The organism is Enterobacter sp. J49 (assembly GCF_002148625.1).
GTDB lineage: Bacteria > Pseudomonadota > Gammaproteobacteria > Enterobacterales > Enterobacteriaceae > Enterobacter > Enterobacter ludwigii.
Genome location: NZ_MWPY01000024.1, coordinates 165,383 through 182,568, shown reverse-complemented (window position 1 = coordinate 182,568; position 17,186 = coordinate 165,383). Strand labels below are relative to the sequence as shown.

At 56.1% G+C, this 17,186-nt stretch carries 17 protein-coding genes and 5 tRNA genes; 7 read left to right on the top strand and 15 right to left on the bottom strand.

Translation table 11 applies throughout. The features are described from left to right. Positions 1–40: 40 nt before the first annotated feature. The 14 genes from BJP35_RS06265 to mltB all read right to left on the bottom strand — a co-directional run bounded on the left by BJP35_RS06265 (position 41) and on the right by mltB (position 10,454). Positions 41–117, bottom strand: a tRNA-Arg gene (locus BJP35_RS06265). A 158-nt stretch (positions 118–275) separates the two neighbouring features. After that, positions 276–352, bottom strand: a tRNA-Arg gene (locus BJP35_RS06260). 161 nt (positions 353–513) lie between these two features. Further along, a tRNA-Arg gene (locus BJP35_RS06255) sits at positions 514–590 on the bottom strand. Between the two features lie 64 nt (positions 591–654). Then, positions 655–731, bottom strand: a tRNA-Arg gene (locus BJP35_RS06250). A 4-nt stretch (positions 732–735) separates the two neighbouring features. Further along, positions 736–828, bottom strand: a tRNA-Ser gene (locus BJP35_RS06245). A 343-nt stretch (positions 829–1,171) separates the two neighbouring features. Further along, on the bottom strand, positions 1,172–1,357 hold the full coding sequence (gene csrA / locus BJP35_RS06240; RefSeq protein WP_000906486.1) for a carbon storage regulator CsrA: 186 nt from the start codon (positions 1,355–1,357) through the stop codon (positions 1,172–1,174). A 241-nt stretch (positions 1,358–1,598) separates the two neighbouring features. Then, positions 1,599–4,226 (bottom strand): alanine--tRNA ligase, encoded by a 2,628-nt coding sequence (gene alaS, locus BJP35_RS06235; RefSeq protein WP_086462966.1) that lies wholly within the window; start codon positions 4,224–4,226, stop codon positions 1,599–1,601. Between the two features lie 131 nt (positions 4,227–4,357). Continuing rightward, a complete protein-coding gene (recX, locus tag BJP35_RS06230) occupies positions 4,358–4,858 on the bottom strand; it encodes a recombination regulator RecX (RefSeq protein ID WP_086462965.1) in 501 nt (166 codons plus the stop codon). A 68-nt stretch (positions 4,859–4,926) separates the two neighbouring features. After that, positions 4,927–5,985: a recombinase RecA gene (recA, locus tag BJP35_RS06225; protein ID WP_020883855.1), complete on the bottom strand. Its 1,059-nt coding sequence runs from the start codon at positions 5,983–5,985 to the stop codon at positions 4,927–4,929. A gap of 89 nt (positions 5,986–6,074) precedes the next feature. Further along, positions 6,075–6,572 (bottom strand): nicotinamide-nucleotide amidase, encoded by a 498-nt coding sequence (pncC, locus tag BJP35_RS06220; protein WP_020883854.1) that lies wholly within the window; start codon positions 6,570–6,572, stop codon positions 6,075–6,077. 129 nt (positions 6,573–6,701) lie between these two features. Next, the gene (locus tag BJP35_RS06215; RefSeq protein ID WP_025203391.1) at positions 6,702–7,580 is read right to left on the bottom strand and encodes a metal ABC transporter substrate-binding protein; all 879 of its coding nucleotides are present in this window, start codon (positions 7,578–7,580) and stop codon (positions 6,702–6,704) included. A gap of 14 nt (positions 7,581–7,594) precedes the next feature. Continuing rightward, a complete protein-coding gene (locus BJP35_RS06210; RefSeq protein ID WP_025203390.1) occupies positions 7,595–8,455 on the bottom strand; it encodes a metal ABC transporter permease in 861 nt (286 codons plus the stop codon). Then, positions 8,452–9,105, bottom strand: a complete 654-nt coding sequence (locus tag BJP35_RS06205) for a metal ABC transporter ATP-binding protein (RefSeq protein WP_086462964.1) — start codon at positions 9,103–9,105, stop codon at positions 8,452–8,454. Before BJP35_RS06205 ends, BJP35_RS06210 begins: the two co-directional genes overlap by 4 nt. 248 nt (positions 9,106–9,353) lie before the next feature. Beyond that, positions 9,354–10,454 (bottom strand): lytic murein transglycosylase B, encoded by a 1,101-nt coding sequence (gene mltB / locus BJP35_RS06200; RefSeq protein WP_025203388.1) that lies wholly within the window; start codon positions 10,452–10,454, stop codon positions 9,354–9,356. A gap of 274 nt (positions 10,455–10,728) precedes the next feature. Between mltB and srlA the strand changes: the two genes are divergently transcribed. The 7 genes from srlA (at position 10,729) to gutQ (ending at position 15,634) form a co-directional block, all read left to right on the top strand. Next, on the top strand, positions 10,729–11,292 hold the full coding sequence (gene srlA, locus BJP35_RS06195) for a PTS glucitol/sorbitol transporter subunit IIC (RefSeq protein ID WP_014171343.1): 564 nt from the start codon (positions 10,729–10,731) through the stop codon (positions 11,290–11,292). Then, the gene (locus BJP35_RS06190) at positions 11,289–12,248 is read left to right on the top strand and encodes a PTS glucitol/sorbitol transporter subunit IIB (protein WP_063925522.1); all 960 of its coding nucleotides are present in this window, start codon (positions 11,289–11,291) and stop codon (positions 12,246–12,248) included. Before srlA ends, BJP35_RS06190 begins: the two co-directional genes overlap by 4 nt. 12 nt (positions 12,249–12,260) lie before the next feature. After that, on the top strand, positions 12,261–12,623 hold the full coding sequence (gene srlB / locus BJP35_RS06185) for a PTS glucitol/sorbitol transporter subunit IIA (protein ID WP_020883848.1): 363 nt from the start codon (positions 12,261–12,263) through the stop codon (positions 12,621–12,623). Positions 12,624–12,638: 15 nt separating this feature from the next. Further along, on the top strand, positions 12,639–13,418 hold the full coding sequence (gene srlD / locus BJP35_RS06180) for a sorbitol-6-phosphate dehydrogenase (protein ID WP_014171346.1): 780 nt from the start codon (positions 12,639–12,641) through the stop codon (positions 13,416–13,418). Positions 13,419–13,479: 61 nt separating this feature from the next. Beyond that, positions 13,480–13,839, top strand: coding sequence for a transcriptional regulator GutM (gutM, locus tag BJP35_RS06175; protein WP_020883847.1), 360 nt, complete (start codon positions 13,480–13,482; stop codon positions 13,837–13,839). Between the two features lie 63 nt (positions 13,840–13,902). Beyond that, positions 13,903–14,676, top strand: coding sequence for a DNA-binding transcriptional repressor (locus BJP35_RS06170; RefSeq protein ID WP_014171348.1), 774 nt, complete (start codon positions 13,903–13,905; stop codon positions 14,674–14,676). Then, complete coding sequence (gutQ, locus tag BJP35_RS06165; protein ID WP_020883846.1) at positions 14,669–15,634, top strand: arabinose-5-phosphate isomerase GutQ; 966 nt, start codon at positions 14,669–14,671, stop codon at positions 15,632–15,634. Before BJP35_RS06170 ends, gutQ begins: the two co-directional genes overlap by 8 nt. Here the strand turns inward: gutQ and norR are convergent. Next, on the bottom strand, positions 15,631–17,145 hold the full coding sequence (gene norR / locus BJP35_RS06160; protein ID WP_086462977.1) for a nitric oxide reductase transcriptional regulator NorR: 1,515 nt from the start codon (positions 17,143–17,145) through the stop codon (positions 15,631–15,633). The genes gutQ and norR overlap by 4 nt on opposite strands. Between the last annotated feature and the right edge of the window lie 41 nt (positions 17,146–17,186).

The following is a 17,186-nucleotide window of genomic DNA, read 5'->3' as shown; positions in this document are numbered from 1 at the left end:
AGACTTTGAAACAACAGCCTTGCTGTTATCTCGGAGAAGATGGTGCATCCGGGAGGATTCGAACCTCCGACCGCTCGGTTCGTAGCCGAGTACTCTATCCAGCTGAGCTACGGATGCATCGGGAAATGCTTTTGAAACAGTAAATGGTGCATCCGGGAGGATTACTCGGCTGCGCCTCGCCCTTCGGGCCGTTGCTAAGCAACGTTATCCTCCCTGGTGCTTGCGGCTAACCCGCAGACCTTGAAACAACAACCTTGCTGTTATCTCGGAGAAGATGGTGCATCCGGGAGGATTCGAACCTCCGACCGCTCGGTTCGTAGCCGAGTACTCTATCCAGCTGAGCTACGGATGCATCAGGGTACTGCTTTCAGAAATAGTAAATGGTGCATCCGGGAGGATTACTCGGCTGCGCCTCGCCCTTCGGGCCGTTGCTAAAGCAACGTTATCCTCCCTGGTGCTTGCGGCTAACCCGCAGACCTTGAAACAACAGCTTTGCTGTTATCTCGGAGAAGATGGTGCATCCGGGAGGATTCGAACCTCCGACCGCTCGGTTCGTAGCCGAGTACTCTATCCAGCTGAGCTACGGATGCATCGGGATTTACTATTGTACTACTCGATATTCATATCACTTCGAAAGCAATATGAAGTAATAGATGGTGCATCCGGGAGGATTCGAACCTCCGACCGCTCGGTTCGTAGCCGAGTACTCTATCCAGCTGAGCTACGGATGCAAAATGGCGGTGAGGCGGGGATTCGAACCCCGGATGCAGCTTTTGACCGCATACTCCCTTAGCAGGGGAGCGCCTTCAGCCTCTCGGCCACCTCACCACACAACGCCTCTTTCGAGTGCTCCGAGTAACTCGTTAAGAGCTTCTCGTCGCTGCGTGGCGCATATATTACTTTCTGGGACTTATAAGTCAAACAATTTTCCAAAAGCTTTTATCGTTTGCACAAATCACACGCAATTCGCATGCAAAAGCTGCAAAGAGGGTGTTTTATAAGCGGATTTTGCAGGCATCTTCTCAGAAAACTGATGACAGAATAGTGATGTTGAGGCGAGTTAAGGGTAAGAGAGTGGTTAAAAACAGAGCGATTGAAATTAAACGGTAACTTTAAGCAGGAAAAATGGCGGGAGAGGTTGCGTCTCGCCCGACAGCGAGACGCGACAATATCAGTAACTGGACTGCTGGGATTTTTCAGCCTGGATACGCTGGTAGATCTCTTCACGGTGGACAGATACTTCTTTAGGAGCGTTTACACCAATACGTACCTGGTTACCCTTTACCCCTAAAACTGTCACGGTGACCTCATCCCCAATCATGAGGGTCTCACCAACTCGACGAGTCAGAATCAGCATTCTTTGCTCCTTGAAAGATTAAAAGAGTCGGGTCTCTTGTATCCCGGCATTATCCATCATATAACGCCAAAAAGTAAGCGATGACAAACACGTAAAGTGTAAGCAGTCACGGCATCACATTCTGTTAAACGTAAGTTTAGCCGATATACACAAACTCAACCTGACTTTATCGTTATCGATAGCGCAGTGAACAAGACGCCATAACGTTACCGCTATGGCGTCTGCTTGTGCTTTGTAGTTATTACAGTTTCGCGCTCACCCAGCTTTCAACACTGGCCAATGCCGCAGGAAGTGCCGCCGCATCCGTACCACCGGCTTGCGCCATGTCCGGACGACCGCCACCCTTACCGCCCACCTGCTGGGCGACCATACCAATCAGTTCCCCTGCTTTTACGCGGTCGGTCACATCCTTAGAGACGCCCGCAATCAGAGAAACCTTACCTTCTGCCACTGTCGCCAGCACGATAACTGTGGAACCGAGCTGGTTCTTCAGATCGTCGACCATAGTACGCAGCATCTTAGGCTCAACGCCCGCCAGATCGCTGACCAGCAGTTTGACGCCCTTAATGTCTACAGCTTTGCTGGAGAGGTTTGCACTCTCCTGCGCCGCAGCCTGCTCTTTCAGCTGCTGCAGCTCTTTTTCCAGCTGACGCGTACGATCCAGCGCAACGCGCACTTTCTCGCCCAGGTTCTGGCTATCACCTTTCAACAACTGCGCGATGTCGTGCAGCTGATCGCTCTGCGCATGCAGGCTGGCAATCGCGCCTTCACCGGTTACCGCTTCAATACGACGCACGCCCGCCGCCGTTCCTGATTCGGAAACAATGCGGAACAGACCAATGTCGCCGGTACGGGAGGCATGCGTCCCGCCGCAGAGCTCAGTCGAGAAGTCGCCCATGCTCAGCACGCGAACGCGGTCGTCGTATTTCTCGCCGAACAGTGCCATCGCGCCTTTCTTCTTCGCCGCCTCGAGATCCATGATATGGGTTTCGATTGGCAGGTTACGACGGATCTGCGCATTCACCAGATCTTCCACCGCGCGGATTTCAGACGGCTTCATCGCTTCAAAATGAGAGAAGTCGAAGCGCAGAACTTTATCGTTAACCAGAGAACCTTTCTGTGCAACGTGCGTTCCCAGAACTTCACGCAGGGCAGCGTGCATCAGGTGCGTAGCTGAGTGGTTCAGACGAATGCGCGCACGACGAGCTTCATCAACGTTCGCCTGGACACCCTCGCCCACTTTCAGAGAACCGGCAATCAGTTTGCCCTGATGGCCAATCGCCTGACCGTATTTCTGCGTGTCGCTTACGCTGAAGCTGAAACCGTTGCCTTTCAGTTCGCCTTTATCGCCAACCTGGCCGCCGGATTCCGCGTAGAACGGCGTTTTGTCCAGAATGACAACCGCATCCTGACCCGCGTTGATGCTGTCTACGGCTTTACCGTCAACAAACAGGGCGGTCACTTTGCCAGTCAGTTCCAGATTTTCGTAGCCTTTGAATTCTGATGCGCCATCAACGCGGATCATCGCGTTATAGTCAGCACCAAAACCGCTGGACTCGCGCGCACGGCGGCGCTGCTCTTCCATTGCGGCTTCAAAGCCTGCTTCGTCCACTTTAATGTTGCGCTCACGGCAAACGTCCGCCGTCAGGTCAACCGGGAAACCGTAGGTGTCATACAGGCGGAAAGCGGTTTCGCCGTCCAGCGTATCGCCCTTAAGTTTCGCCAGCTCTTCATCCAGCAGCGCCAGTCCGCGCTCCAGAGTACGAGCAAACTGCTCTTCTTCCGTTTTCAGAACCTGCTCAACCTGCGCCTGCTGACGTTTCAGCTCATCACCGGCTGCGCCCATCACGCCAATCAGTGGCCCAACGAGTTTATAGAAGAAGGTGTCCTTCGCGCCCAGCATGTTGCCGTGACGGATAGCACGACGAATGATACGACGCAGCACATAGCCACGGTTTTCATTCGACGGGATCACGCCGTCGGCAATCAGGAACGCGCAGGAACGGATATGGTCTGCAATAACGCGCAGCGATTTGTTGTTCAGATCGGTTGCACCCGTCACTTGCGCAACGGCTTTAATCAGGGTGCTGAACAGGTCAATTTCGTAGTTGGAGTTAACGTGCTGCAGAACAGCCGCGATACGCTCCAGACCCATACCGGTATCAACGGACGGTTTCGGCAGCGGCTCCATCGTACCGTCAGCCTGACGGTTGAACTGCATGAAGACGATATTCCAGATCTCAATGTAGCGATCGCCGTCTTCTTCCGGGCTGCCTGGAGGACCACCCCAGATATGGTCGCCGTGATCGTAGAAGATCTCGGTGCACGGACCGCAAGGGCCGGTATCGCCCATCTGCCAGAAGTTGTCAGACGCATAAGGTGCGCCTTTGTTATCGCCGATGCGAATAATACGCTCGCGCGGGATACCAACCTCTTTTTCCCAGATTTCGTAGGCTTCGTCATCGGTTTCATAGACGGTAACCCACAGACGATCTTTCGGCAGGTTGAACCAGTTTTCACCGGTCAGCAGTTCCCACGCATATTGAATGGCATCGTGTTTGAAGTAGTCGCCGAAGCTGAAGTTACCCAGCATTTCGAAGAACGTGTGGTGACGCGCGGTGTAACCGACGTTTTCCAGGTCGTTGTGTTTACCGCCCGCACGCACGCAACGCTGTGAGGTTGTGGCGCGGGAATAATTACGTTTGTCGAGACCAAGGAACACATCCTTGAACTGGTTCATCCCGGCGTTGGTAAACAGCAGAGTCGGATCGTTGTTCGGTACCAGGGAGCTGCTGGCAACTACCTGATGTCCCTTACTATGGAAAAAATCGAGAAACGCCTGACGGATCTCAGCGGTGCTCTTGCTCATAATTATCCTGAAATCAAGCTAACGAAATGTCGTAGCAAGCCTGTATCGGTAAATCGTTGGACAGACCAGCTACTGGAAAAAGTGGGAATAAGATAAGTTTTCTTTAGTGGGAAGTAAAATCCCGCATGCGTTCAATCCGCAAAATTACGCCAGATATCCTGAATATCTTCCATCAGAAAGCCGCGGTAGAGCAAAAAGCGCTGGATTTTAACTTTTTCTGAAAATTCACGTGGCAAGGGTTCACCGTACTTGCGAATGGCCTGTTCTTTTGCCAGCGCGCACCAGTCTGTGTCGCATTCGCGCATGGCCTTTTCAATGGTTTCACGGGCGACCCCTTTCTGGTTCAGCTCCTGGCGGATACGCGCGGGGCCATATCCTTTGCGGCCACGGCTGGCAAGAAACCGGGAAGCGAAACGCTCGTCATCCAGATAGCGGTGCTCATAGCACCAGGCAATGACGTGGTCGTAATCTTCCGCAGTCGCATCAATCTCTTCCGGCCCGTTTTTACTCATGACGGGGGCCGACAGTTTTCGCCGCAACTCCTGTTCGCTGTGATCACGGACGGCAAGAATGCGCACCGCACGGTCCAGTAAGCGTGCATAGGCAGGGCGGCGTGAAGTCGATTCACTCATAAAAAACCTGCTGATTCAGAAATGCAAAAAGGGCCGCATTAGCAGCCCTTCATCTTTAAACGAGAGAATTAGAAATCTTCGTTGGTTTCTTCAGCACCCGCGTTATCCACCACGAAATCAGGCGTACCGTCCTGGTTGTTCAGCAGAAGCTCACGCACTTTCTTCTCAATTTCTTTCGCCGCAGCCGGGTTCTCTTTCAGCCAGGAGATTGCATTTGCTTTACCCTGACCAATCTTGTCGCCGTTGTAGCTGTACCATGCGCCCGCTTTTTCAATCAGCTTCTCTTTCACGCCCAGGTCAACCAGTTCGCCGTAGAAGTTGATGCCTTCACCGTAGAGGATCTGGAATTCAGCCTGTTTGAACGGCGCTGCGATTTTGTTCTTCACAACCTTCACGCGGGTTTCGCTACCCACTACGTTTTCACCCTCTTTCACCGCGCCGATACGGCGGATATCCAGACGGACAGACGCGTAGAATTTCAGCGCGTTACCACCGGTAGTGGTTTCCGGGTTACCGAACATCACACCAATTTTCATACGGATCTGGTTGATGAAGATCAGCAGCGTGTTGGACTGCTTCAGGTTACCGGCCAGCTTACGCATTGCCTGGCTCATCATACGTGCCGCGAGGCCCATGTGAGAGTCACCAATTTCGCCTTCGATTTCAGCTTTTGGCGTCAGAGCGGCAACGGAGTCGACCACGATAACGTCAACCGCACCGGAACGGGCCAGCGCGTCACAAATTTCCAGCGCCTGCTCACCGGTGTCCGGCTGAGAACACAGCAGGTTGTCGATATCAACGCCCAGCTTACGAGCATAAACAGGGTCCAGCGCGTGCTCGGCATCGATAAACGCACAGGTTTTACCTTCACGCTGTGCCGCAGCGATAACCTGCAGCGTCAGGGTTGTTTTACCTGAGGACTCGGGCCCGTAGATTTCTACGATACGGCCCATTGGCAGGCCGCCAGCGCCCAGCGCGATATCCAGAGAAAGCGAACCGGTGGAGATAGTTTCCACATCCATGGAACGGTCTTCACCCAGGCGCATGATGGAGCCTTTACCGAATTGCTTTTCGATCTGGCCCAGTGCTGCCGCCAACGCTTTCTGTTTGTTTTCGTCGATAGCCATTATTACTCCTGTCATGCCGGGAGAAGCGACTGTGCTTCACCGTGGATTTCTGTTCTGTTGGTGCAATTATACTGTATGGTCATACAGTATCAAGTATTTTGTAGAAATTGTTGCCAGAGCGTTTTTAATGCATAAACGGTTGCCTGACGACGCACGCTTTCGCGATCGCCGCTAAAGCACTCCCGGCGGGTGATCCCTTCACCTCTGGCGGTAGCAAAACCAAACCAGACGGTGCCGACAGGCTTCACGTCACTGCCCCCGTCCGGGCCCGCAATGCCGCTAATCGATATTGCATAATCCGCGCGCGCCTCTTTGAGCGCACCAATAGCCATCTCAATCACCACCGGCTCGCTGACCGCGCCATGCTGTTCGAGCGTAGATTCCCGCACGCCGATCATTTGCGCTTTAGCTTCATTACTGTAGGTCACAAAACCACGTTCAAACCAGGCGGAACTGCCGGCAATATCGGTAATCGCTTTCGCCACCCAGCCGCCGGTGCAGGACTCCGCGGTGGTGAGGGTCGCCCCGCGTTGCTTAAGCGCCAGCCCTACCACTTCGCTAAGCTGCATCAATTCATGGTCAGTCATTCTCGCTCCAGCCTTAGAAAAACATGCAGCACAAGATAGCACTTTCTCGTCAGATATGGGGATGCGCTGCGGGATTTACGAGGGGGCTTCAGAAAAAAGCCGATGCGAGCGCACCGGCGGTGGCGAGGATTATTTCATGCTGTCAGCGAGGGTATCCACATTGTGGCGGAACGCCTTAATGTAGGTCTCTGCCACGCCTCCTTTTGCCGAGAGCGCTTCCGGGTAAAGCTCGCCTCCCGGCTGCGCGCCGGTGGCTGTAGCAATCTGTTTAACCAGCCGCGGGTCGAGCTGGTTTTCCATAAACCAGGTTTTCACGCCGTCCGCTTTAATCTGATTAATGATCTCAGCGACCTGTGCCGCGCTGGCCTCGCTCTCTGACGACAACCCCTGGGGCGCCATAAACGTCACCCCGTAGGCGCGGCTGAAATAGCCGAACGCGTCATGGCTGGTCAACACTTTACGTTTCACCAGCGGGATCTGGCTAAAACGCGTTTTGGCCCAGCTATCCAGCTGCTTAAGCTGCGCGATGTACGGTTTTCCGGTCGCTTCCAGCGCGGTTTTATCTTCTGGGTCGGCTTTCACCAGCCCGTTGAGAATATTTTGCGCGTACAGCGCCCCGTTCGCCGCGCTGTTCCAGGCGTGCGGGTCAGTGACGGTTTTGCCCTCTTCTTCGAGGGTATGCGTCTGCACACCACGCGACGCCACCACAAGCTGGCCTTTGAACCCGGAGGCTTTCACCAGGCGATCCAGCCACCCTTCCAGTCCCAGACCATTGACCACCACAACATCTGCCTTGCTTAGCGCCGCGCTATCTTTTGGCGAGGGCTCGAAGGTATGCGGATCGCCGTCCGGCCCCACCAGCGTCGTGACGTTCACATGGTCACCGCCCACCTCCCGGGTCATATCCCCCAGAATGGAAAAGCTGGTCACCACATTGAGCGTTTTCGCCATCACCGTTTGCGACATCATCCCCAGCGCGAGCGCCACTACGAATCCCGTACGTTTCATCGTTTCCCCTTGCGTTAAAAAAGCGCACGCAGGCTGCCAGCCAGCCTGCTGCGCGTGCCAAATAAAATGGAAATAAAGAACAGCGCGCTGGCGGTAAGCACGATGGACGGCCCCGCGGGCAGGCTGGCGGCCCAGGAGAGACTGAGTCCGAGCCACGCGCAGAAAATACCGCTGATACCCGCCATCAATAGCAGTCCGGGTAAGGTGCGTGCCCAGCAGCGTGCCGCTACCGCAGGGAGCATCATCAGCCCGACCGCCATCAACGTGCCAAGCACCTGAAAACCGGCAACGAGGTTAAGCACCAGCAGCGCCAGAAACAGGCCGTGTAATAAGCCGGGAACATGGCGGGCGTTTACCTGCAGCCAGGCGGTGTCAAAGGCCTCGGTCACCAGCCCACGGTAGAAAATCGCCAGCGTGATAAGGGTGAACATGCAAACGCCTGCCACAAACAGCGCGGCATCGTTATCCACCGCCAGGATGGAGCCAAACAACAGGTGCAGAAGATCGACGTTCGAACCGCGCAGTGATACCAGCGTGACGCCCAGCGCCAGCGAGCCAAGATAGAACCCGGCAAAACTGGCGTCCTCTTTAAGCGGCGTTCGACGGCTGACCAGCCCGGCCACCAGCGCCACGGTAATACCGGCAATAAAGCCTCCCACGCTCATGGCCAGCAGCGACATACCGCTGAGCAAATACCCCACCGCGACGCCGGGCAAAATGGCGTGAGAGAGGGCATCGCCCATCAGACTCATCCGGCGCAGCTGAAGGAAAACGCCCAGAGCAGTGGTACTGACGGACAACGCCAGGCAAACCACCAGCGCGCGGCGCATAAAGCCATACTCAATAAAAGGCTGAAAAAAGATATGCCAGATCATGCCACCCTCACCCGCTCGGTTTTCCACTGGGGAATGTCAGCGTCCAGCCGTAACGTCTGCGGGAAGTGGCGCGATACACGCTCGCTGTCGTGCAGCACCGCAAGCACCGTTTGCCCCTGCATATACATTTCCAGCATCAGGTCCATCAGCACATTACAGGTAGCTTCATCAACGCCGGTAAAGGGCTCATCGAGCATGACCAGCGGTGCATGCTGCACTAATACCCGCGCGAACAGCATGCGCTGAAACTGACCGCCGGAGAGCTCATCAATGGTCGTTAGCGCCATCGTTCCAAGCCCCACCCGCTCAAGCGCGCCGGCAATGCGCAGCCGCATTTCACGGCGAAGGCCAGAAAAAAGCGATGCTTCAGGCCAGCAGCCCATGCTGACCACATCCTGTACGGTTAGCGGAAATTGCGCCTCCAGGGCATGACGCTGTGCCAGCCAGCCCATTACCGGGCGTTTTTTCTGCCAGTGAAAACTGCCGCTTACCGGCGGGATAAACCCGGCGAGGGTTTTCAGAAGCGTTGATTTACCGCAGCCGTTGGCCCCGAGGATGGCGGTCATGCTCCCGCATTCAATCACCCCGGACAGAGGACGCGTGACCGGCTCGCGGTCGTAACCCGCCGTGAGTTGATTCATCACAATCATGGCAATGCCACCGCCCAGCACACGGCCAGTCCGATAAAGACAATCAGCGCCAGCGCCATCAGAAGCCGGACCGGCGCAGACAGAGAAAAAAAGGAAGTAGACATCTCACCACCACGTCTAATGTTATAACATAACAATAATGAAAAATAATGCGGATGTAAATGAGCGGAGATTAACGGGAGTGTGGCGAAATGTTTCTGGATATCAGCCCAACCCTCTCCCGGCGGAAGAGGGTTGAACATCAAGCGTTACTGACTGAATGGCGACGCGGCAGGCACGCGCGCCTGTGACACCGCCAGCCCCAGCTGCCATACGGCCATCGCATAGTGGGTGCTGTGGTTATAGCGGGTGATGGTGTAGAAGTTAGGCAGCCCATACCAGTACTGATAACCCGTACCGACATCCAGACGCAGCAGGCTCGCCTGTTGCGTATTTCCCAGCGGCTGCGTTGGCGTTAAGCCTGCAGCGGCCAGCTGCGAAACGCTGTAGTTGGTTTTAAAGCCGTTCTCAAGCCCTGGTGCCTGGCCGTTAGCCTGCACCGCCACCTGACCGCCCGGCACCCAGCCGTGCGCTTTAAAGTAGTTCGCCACGCTGCCGATGGCATCCACCGGATCCCACAGGTTGATATGACCATCTCCGTTAAAGTCGACGGCATATTGCTTATAGGAGGACGGCATAAACTGGCCGTAGCCCATCGCACCGGCAAACGAGCCTTTGAGATCTAACGGGTCATCTTGTTCATTGCGCGCCATCAGCAGGAAGGTTTCCAGTTCAGACGAGAAATATTCAGCGCGACGCGGGTAGTTGAAGGAGAGCGTCGCCAGCGCATCGAGGATACGGGTTTTGCCCATCACGCGGCCCCAGCGGGTTTCCACGCCGATAATCCCGACGATGATTTCAGGCGGTACGCCATACACCTGCCACGCACGGTTCAGCGCATCTTCATATTGGTTCCAGAAGACCACGCCATTTTGCACGTTATCCGGCGTAATAAACTGTTTGCGATAACGCAGCCATGCGCCATTTGGCCCGGTCGGTACCTGAGCCGTCGGTGCCTGGCGATCCATCAAACGCAGAACATAATCCAGTCGCTTCGCCTGCGACAGAATTTCATGCAGTTGCTGGCGGTCAAAACCGTGTTTGCTCACCATTTTATCGATGAACTGCTCGGCCGCCGGGTTATTCGCAAAGTCGCCGCCCATCTGCATCATATTATGCTGCGGCTCCAGCAGGAATCCTCCGGAAGGCGCGCCAGCCGTTTGCTGCACGGCTTCGGTCTTGGGTTTGCTACTACAGGCAGACAGCAGAATAAGCGCAGGTAATAACGCTGCATAACGACGCTTGAACATGTGACATCCATTTAACGGGTTCGATAAGAACCCAGTATGGTAAAGCATCCGCAACACCTCAAGGAAGTGGTACGCACCTCCCCCACCAAATCTTTACGCTCCCCATCGCAAATCTGTGCAATTTTCGTCCACTCAAGACTCCCGTCGGCAATTAACTTTCAAAACAATCCATTTTTCTTTCATTGTGAGATCTAATTAACACTTTAAAACCTTTCAAAGTGATTATTATTAGCCTCAGTTATACAAAAACAAAAAAGCCCCACAGGAGAGAAGAATGATAGAAACCATCACCCACGGCGCCGAGTGGTTCATCGGGCTGTTTCAGAAAGGCGGAGAAGTGTTCACCGGCATGGTGACCGGGATCCTGCCCCTGCTGATTAGCCTGCTGGTCATCATGAACGCGCTGATTAACTTTATCGGCCAGCAACGCATTGAACGCTTTGCCCAGCGCTGCGCCGGCAATCCGCTGTCCCGTTACCTGGTTCTGCCCTTCATCGGCACGTTTGTTTTTTGCAACCCGATGACGCTGAGCCTCGGCCGCTTTATGCCTGAAAAATACAAGCCAAGCTATTACGCCGCAGCCTCCTACAGCTGCCACTCCATGAATGGCCTGTTCCCGCATATCAACCCCGGCGAGCTGTTTGTCTATCTGGGCATTGCCAGCGGCCTGACCACGCTTGGCCTGCCGCTCGGTCCGCTGGCGGTGAGTTATCTGCTGGTCGGTCTGGTCACCAACTTTTTCCGCGGCTGGGTCACGGACCTCACCACCGCCATTTTCGAGAAGAAAATGGGTATCCAGCTTGAACAGAAAGTCCATCTTTCAGGAGCCGCAGCATGAGCCGTATTCGCATTGAAAAAGGAACGGGTGGCTGGGGCGGCCCGCTGGAATTCGACACCACTGAAGGCAAAAAAATCGTCTATATCACCGCAGGTACACGTCCGGCCATTGTCGACAAACTGCGTGAGCTGACCGGCTGGGAAGCGGTCGACGGCTTCAAAGAGGGCGAACCGCCTGAAGCGGAAATTGGCGTGGCGGTGATTGACTGCGGCGGCACGCTGCGCTGCGGCATCTACCCCAAGCGGCGTATTCCTACCGTGAATATCCATTCCACCGGTAAATCAGGTCCGCTGGCGCAGTACATCCTGGAGGACATTTATGTCTCCGGCGTGAAGGAGGAAAACATTCACCTGGCACAAGGGTCTGCTGCTCCTCAGAAAGCGGCCCCGCGTGATTACGACACGAGTAAAAAAATCACCGAACAGAGTGACGGCCTGCTGGCAAAAGTCGGAATGGGGATGGGCTCTGCCGTGGCCGTGCTGTTCCAGTCCGGGCGCGACACCATCGACACGGTGCTGAAAACCATTCTGCCGTTTATGGCATTCGTTTCGGCGCTGATCGGCATCATCATGGCCTCGGGTCTTGGCGACTGGATTGCCCACGGCCTCGCCCCGCTGGCGAGCCACCCGCTCGGGCTGGTGACGCTGGCGCTGATCTGCTCCTTCCCGCTGCTGTCGCCGTTTCTCGGCCCGGGCGCGGTCATTGCGCAGGTTATCGGCGTGCTGATTGGCGTGCAGATTGGCCTTGGCAACATTCCCCCGCATCTGGCTCTGCCCGCCCTGTTTGCCATTAATGCCCAGGCGGCGTGTGATTTCATTCCTGTCGGGCTGTCGCTGGCAGAAGCGCGCCAGGACACCGTGCGCGTTGGCGTGCCGTCTGTACTGGTCAGCCGTTTCCTGACCGGCGCACCGACGGTGCTGATTGCCTGGTTTGTCTCCGGCTTTATTTACCAATAAGAGGTTCCTGTGATGACCGTAATTTACCAGACCACCATCACCCGCATTGGCCAGAGCGCGGCCGATGCGCTCAGCGACAAAATGCTGATTACCTTCCGCGAAGGCGCGCCCGCGGATATCGAAGAGTTTTGCTTTATCCACTGTCACGGCGAGATGAACGGCGAGCTGAAGGCCGGGAGCCAGCTGGAGTTGGGTGACGCGCGCTACGCCGTGACCGCCGTCGGCGACGTGGCCGGACAGAACCTGCGGGAGCTCGGCCATATCACCCTGCGTTTTGATGGCCAGCCGCAGGCGGAATATCCCGGCACGGTTCATGTGGATGGCCCGGTTCCGCAGGCTGTCACCCCAGGCTGCACGTTGAAGTTTGTTGCGTAATTTAAGGAGAAAGATATGAGTCAGGTTGCCGTTGTCATTGGTGGGGGACAAACCTTAGGCGAGTTCCTCTGCCGTGGGCTTGCTGCAGAGGGTTACCGCGTGGCGGTAGTGGATATTCAGAGTGAAAAAGCCGCACGCGTGGCGGACACCATCAACACCGAATTGGGTGAAGGGATGGCCTACGGATTTGGTGCTGATGCCACCAGCGAGCAGAGCGTGATGGCGCTGGCCCGCGGCGTGGACGAGATTTTTGGCCGTACCGACCTGCTGGTATACAGCGCAGGGATAGCCAAAGCGGCCTTTATCAGCGATTTCGAACTGGGGGATTTCGACCGCTCCCTGCAGGTTAACCTGGTGGGCTATTTCCTCTGCGCACGCGAGTTTTCCCGTCTGATGATCCGCGATGGCATTCAGGGGCGCATCATCCAGATCAACTCGAAATCGGGCAAAGTGGGCAGCAAACACAACTCCGGTTACAGCGCGGCGAAATTTGGCGGCGTAGGGCTGACGCAATCTCTGGCCCTCGATCTGGCCGAATATGGCATTACCGTTCACTCGCTGATGCTGGGCAACCTGCTGAAATCGCCGATGTTCCAGTCCCTGCTGCCGCAATATGCCACCAAGCTCGGGCTGAAAGAGGAGGAAGTGGAGCAGTATTACATCGACAAAGTGCCGCTGAAGCGCGGCTGCGATTATCAGGACGTGCTGAACATGCTGCTGTTTTATGCCAGCCCCAAAGCCTCTTACTGCACCGGGCAGTCCATTAATGTCACCGGCGGGCAGGTGATGTTCTGATCGAACACGCTGATGCCCGTATCCCCCTCTCCTTCGGGAGAGGGAACAACAAGGAGCTCGTATGGTTACCGCACTCATTACCGTTGCCGCCATCGCCTGGATGTGCCAGCTGATCTTTGGCGGCTGGCAAATCCGCCAGTTTAACCGCGCGTTTGATGCCCTGTGTCAGAAAGGGCGCGTGGGCGTCGGGCGTTCCGGCGGGCGTTTCAAACCGCGCGTGGTGGTTGCCATTGCGCTGGACGAACACAATAGGGTCTGCGATTCCCTCATCATGCGCGGGATGACCGTTTTTGCCCGCCCGGCGAAAATCCAGGCGATTAACGGGATATCGCTGCAGGAATTACAACCCGATGTGATCTTTCCCCATGATTCGCTCTGTCAGAATGCTCTATCATTAGCGCTTAATCTGAAACATGGATAATTTCGTTGTGAACGCGATAAGCTTGCGAAATTATCATTTCGCAACCTAAGGAATTGAGCGCCTATGAAACCACGTCAGCGTCAGGCGGCCATTTTGGAGCATCTGCAAAAGCAGGGAAAATGCTCGGTAGAAGAACTGGCCCACTACTTTGACACCACCGGCACGACAATACGAAAGGATCTGGTATTGCTCGAAAACTCTGGTGCAGTCATTCGAACCTACGGCGGCGTGATGCTCAACAAAGATGAAGCCGACCCGCCTATCGATCACAAAACGCTGATCAATACTCACCAGAAAGCGCTGATTGCCGAGGCCGCCGTAAAATTTATCCATGATGGCGACTCCATTATCCTTGATGCAGGCAGCACCGTGCTGCAGATGATCCCGATGCTCAGCCGCTTTAACAACATCACGGTGATGACCAACAGTCTGCACATCGTCAACGCCCTGTCGGAGTTCGACAGCGAGCAAACCATTCTGATGCCCGGCGGGACGTTCCGTAAAAAATCTGCGTCGTTTCACGGTCAACTGGCGGAAAACGCCTTTGAACACTTCAGCTTTGATAAACTCTTTATGGGCACGGACGGTATCGATTTGAACGCCGGCGTGACGACCTTTAACGAGGTGTTCAGCGTCAGCAAAGCGATGTGCAACGCCGCGCGCGAAGTGATTTTGATGGCAGACTCGTCGAAGTTTGGCCGTAAAAGTCCCAACATTGTCTGCAGCCTTGAAAGCGTCGATAAGCTCATTACCGACGCAGGTATCGACCCGGCGTTCAAAAAAGCGCTGGAAGAGAAAGGGATCGACGTGATTGTAACCGGAGAGAGAGATGAGTGATTTTCTGTTAAACGCAGGCCGCCAGACCCTGATGCTGGAGCTGCAGGAAGCCAGCCGCCTGCCGGAACGTCTGGGCGAGGATTTTGTGCGCGCGGCAAACACCATTATCCAGTGCGAAGGTAAAGTGGTGGTCTCCGGGATCGGCAAGTCCGGTCATATCGGCAAAAAGATTGCCGCTACGCTTGCCAGCACCGGCACACCGGCGTTCTTCGTGCATCCGGCCGAAGCGCTGCACGGCGATCTGGGGATGATTGAAAGCCGCGACGTGATGCTGTTTATCTCCTACTCCGGTTCGGCCAAAGAGCTGGATCTCATCATCCCGCGTCTGCAGGAAAAATCGGTCGCGCTGCTGGCGATGACCGGTAAATCCCGCTCACCGCTGGCACTGGCGGCCAAGGCCACGCTTGATATCTCCGTTGAGCGCGAAGCCTGCCCGATGCACCTCGCCCCCACCTCCAGCACCGTGAATACGCTGATGATGGGCGACGCGCTGGCAATGGCGGTAATGCAGGCACGCGGCTTTAACGAAGAAGATTTTGCCCGCTCGCACCCGGCGGGCGCGCTCGGTGCGCGACTGCTCAATAAAGTTCATCATCTGATGCGGACCGACGAGGCCATTCCGCAGGTCAAACTCAACACCAGCGTAATGGATGCGATGCTGGAACTGAGCCGCACCGGGCTGGGTCTGGTGGCGGTGTGCGATGAAACCGGTAGCGTTAAAGGCGTGTTTACCGACGGCGACCTGCGCCGCTGGCTGGTGGGCGGCGGCAAGCTGGAATCCCAGGTTTCGGAAGCGATGACCCGGGGCGGGCTGACCCTGAACGCCGAGAGCCGCGCCATCGAAGCCAAAGAGGTGCTGATGAAGCGCAAAATCACCGCCGCGCCGGTGGTGGATGAGCACGGCAAGCTGTGCGGCGCCATCAACCTGCAGGATTTCTACCAGGCCGGGATTATTTAACCTTTGAGTCCCAGACGTTTCGCCAGCCGGTGCAGGTTGGCGACGTCCATTTCCAGCGCTCGCGCGCACGCCGCCCAGCTGCGGTTATTCTGCTCCAGCGCGCGGGCGATCGTCTGACGCTGAAACGCTTCTGTTGCTTCCCGCAGGTTCTCATGGGCCATTTCCGGCGCGGCAGGCGTAACGAACGAAGCGGTATCATCGTGCAATGCGAAATGCCGCGCGTGGATCACCACCTCATCTCCCGAACGTGTCGCCCGCGCCAGCACCACGGCGCGGTGAATCGCATGTTCCAGTTCGCGTACGTTACCCGGCCAGCCGTATCGCATCAGATGGGCTCGCGCACCGGGGCTTAATACCACGCGGGAAAGCCCCATTCGTAACCGACATTGCTCGCAGAAAAACCCCGCCAGCAGCACCACATCGTCGCCGCGCTCGCGTAGCGGCGGCACGGTAAGCGGAAACACGCTCAGACGATGGTACAGGTCAGCGCGGAAATTCCCGGCCAACACCTCTTCGCGCAGGTCACGGTTGGTTGCCGCCAGCACACGCACGTTGACTCTCAGGCTGCGATCGTCGCCGACGCGCTGAATATCGCCGTACTGCAGGACGCGCAGCAGTTTGGCCTGAAGCGACAGCGACAGTTCGCCAATTTCATCGAGGAACAACGTGCCGTTATCCGCCATTTCGAATTTGCCGCTGCGGTTGCTGATCGCCCCGGTAAACGCCCCTTTGACGTGACCAAACAGTTCACTTTCCGCCACGCTTTCCGGCAGCGCGGCGCAGTTGAGGTACACCAGCGGGTTGACCGCGCGCGGCGAGGCTTCGTGGATGCCCTTCGCCACCAGCTCTTTACCGGTGCCGGTTTCCCCGAAAATCAGCACGTTTAAGTCCGAGGCCGCCACGATATCGATCTCTTTTTTTAGCTGCACCATCCCCGGTGACAGCCCAATCATCTCCGTGTGTGCCACCGGTTCAAACGTCGACGGGCTACCGGGAAGGATGTTCTGGCTCTCCAGCTGTTCGATCAGCAGCGCGTTATTCAGCGCACCGGCGGCCAGCGCGGCAATCAGCCGCAGCTCTTCATCGCTAAAGGTGTCGAACTGATCCGGCGACAGGCCGTCGAGGGTTAATGCCCCAATCAGGTTTTGTCCGGCAAACAGCGGCAGACCGATACAGGCATGAACTTTCAGGCTCTCCTGCCCCGGGATCAGCCCGTCGTAAGGGTCGGGCAAATCACTGTCCGCCGGAAAGCGCACCACGTCACCGGCCCGGGCGATGGTTTCAAGACGCGGATGGCCTTCCAGGGAGAAGCGTCGCCCAAGAACGTCCTGCGCCAGCCCGTCGATAGCCAGCGGAATAAACTGCCGGGCGTCGTAGCGCAGCAGTGCCGACGCATCGCACGCCAGCACGTGGCGCAGCGTCGAAATCAGCCGCTGAAAACGGTCCTGATGACCGATACCGGTTTGCAGTTCAATGGCAATTTTTGCCAGTACGTCCACGGAAAAGCTCATCTGCGCCTCACTGTCATTTTGACCATTCATATTGTCACAAT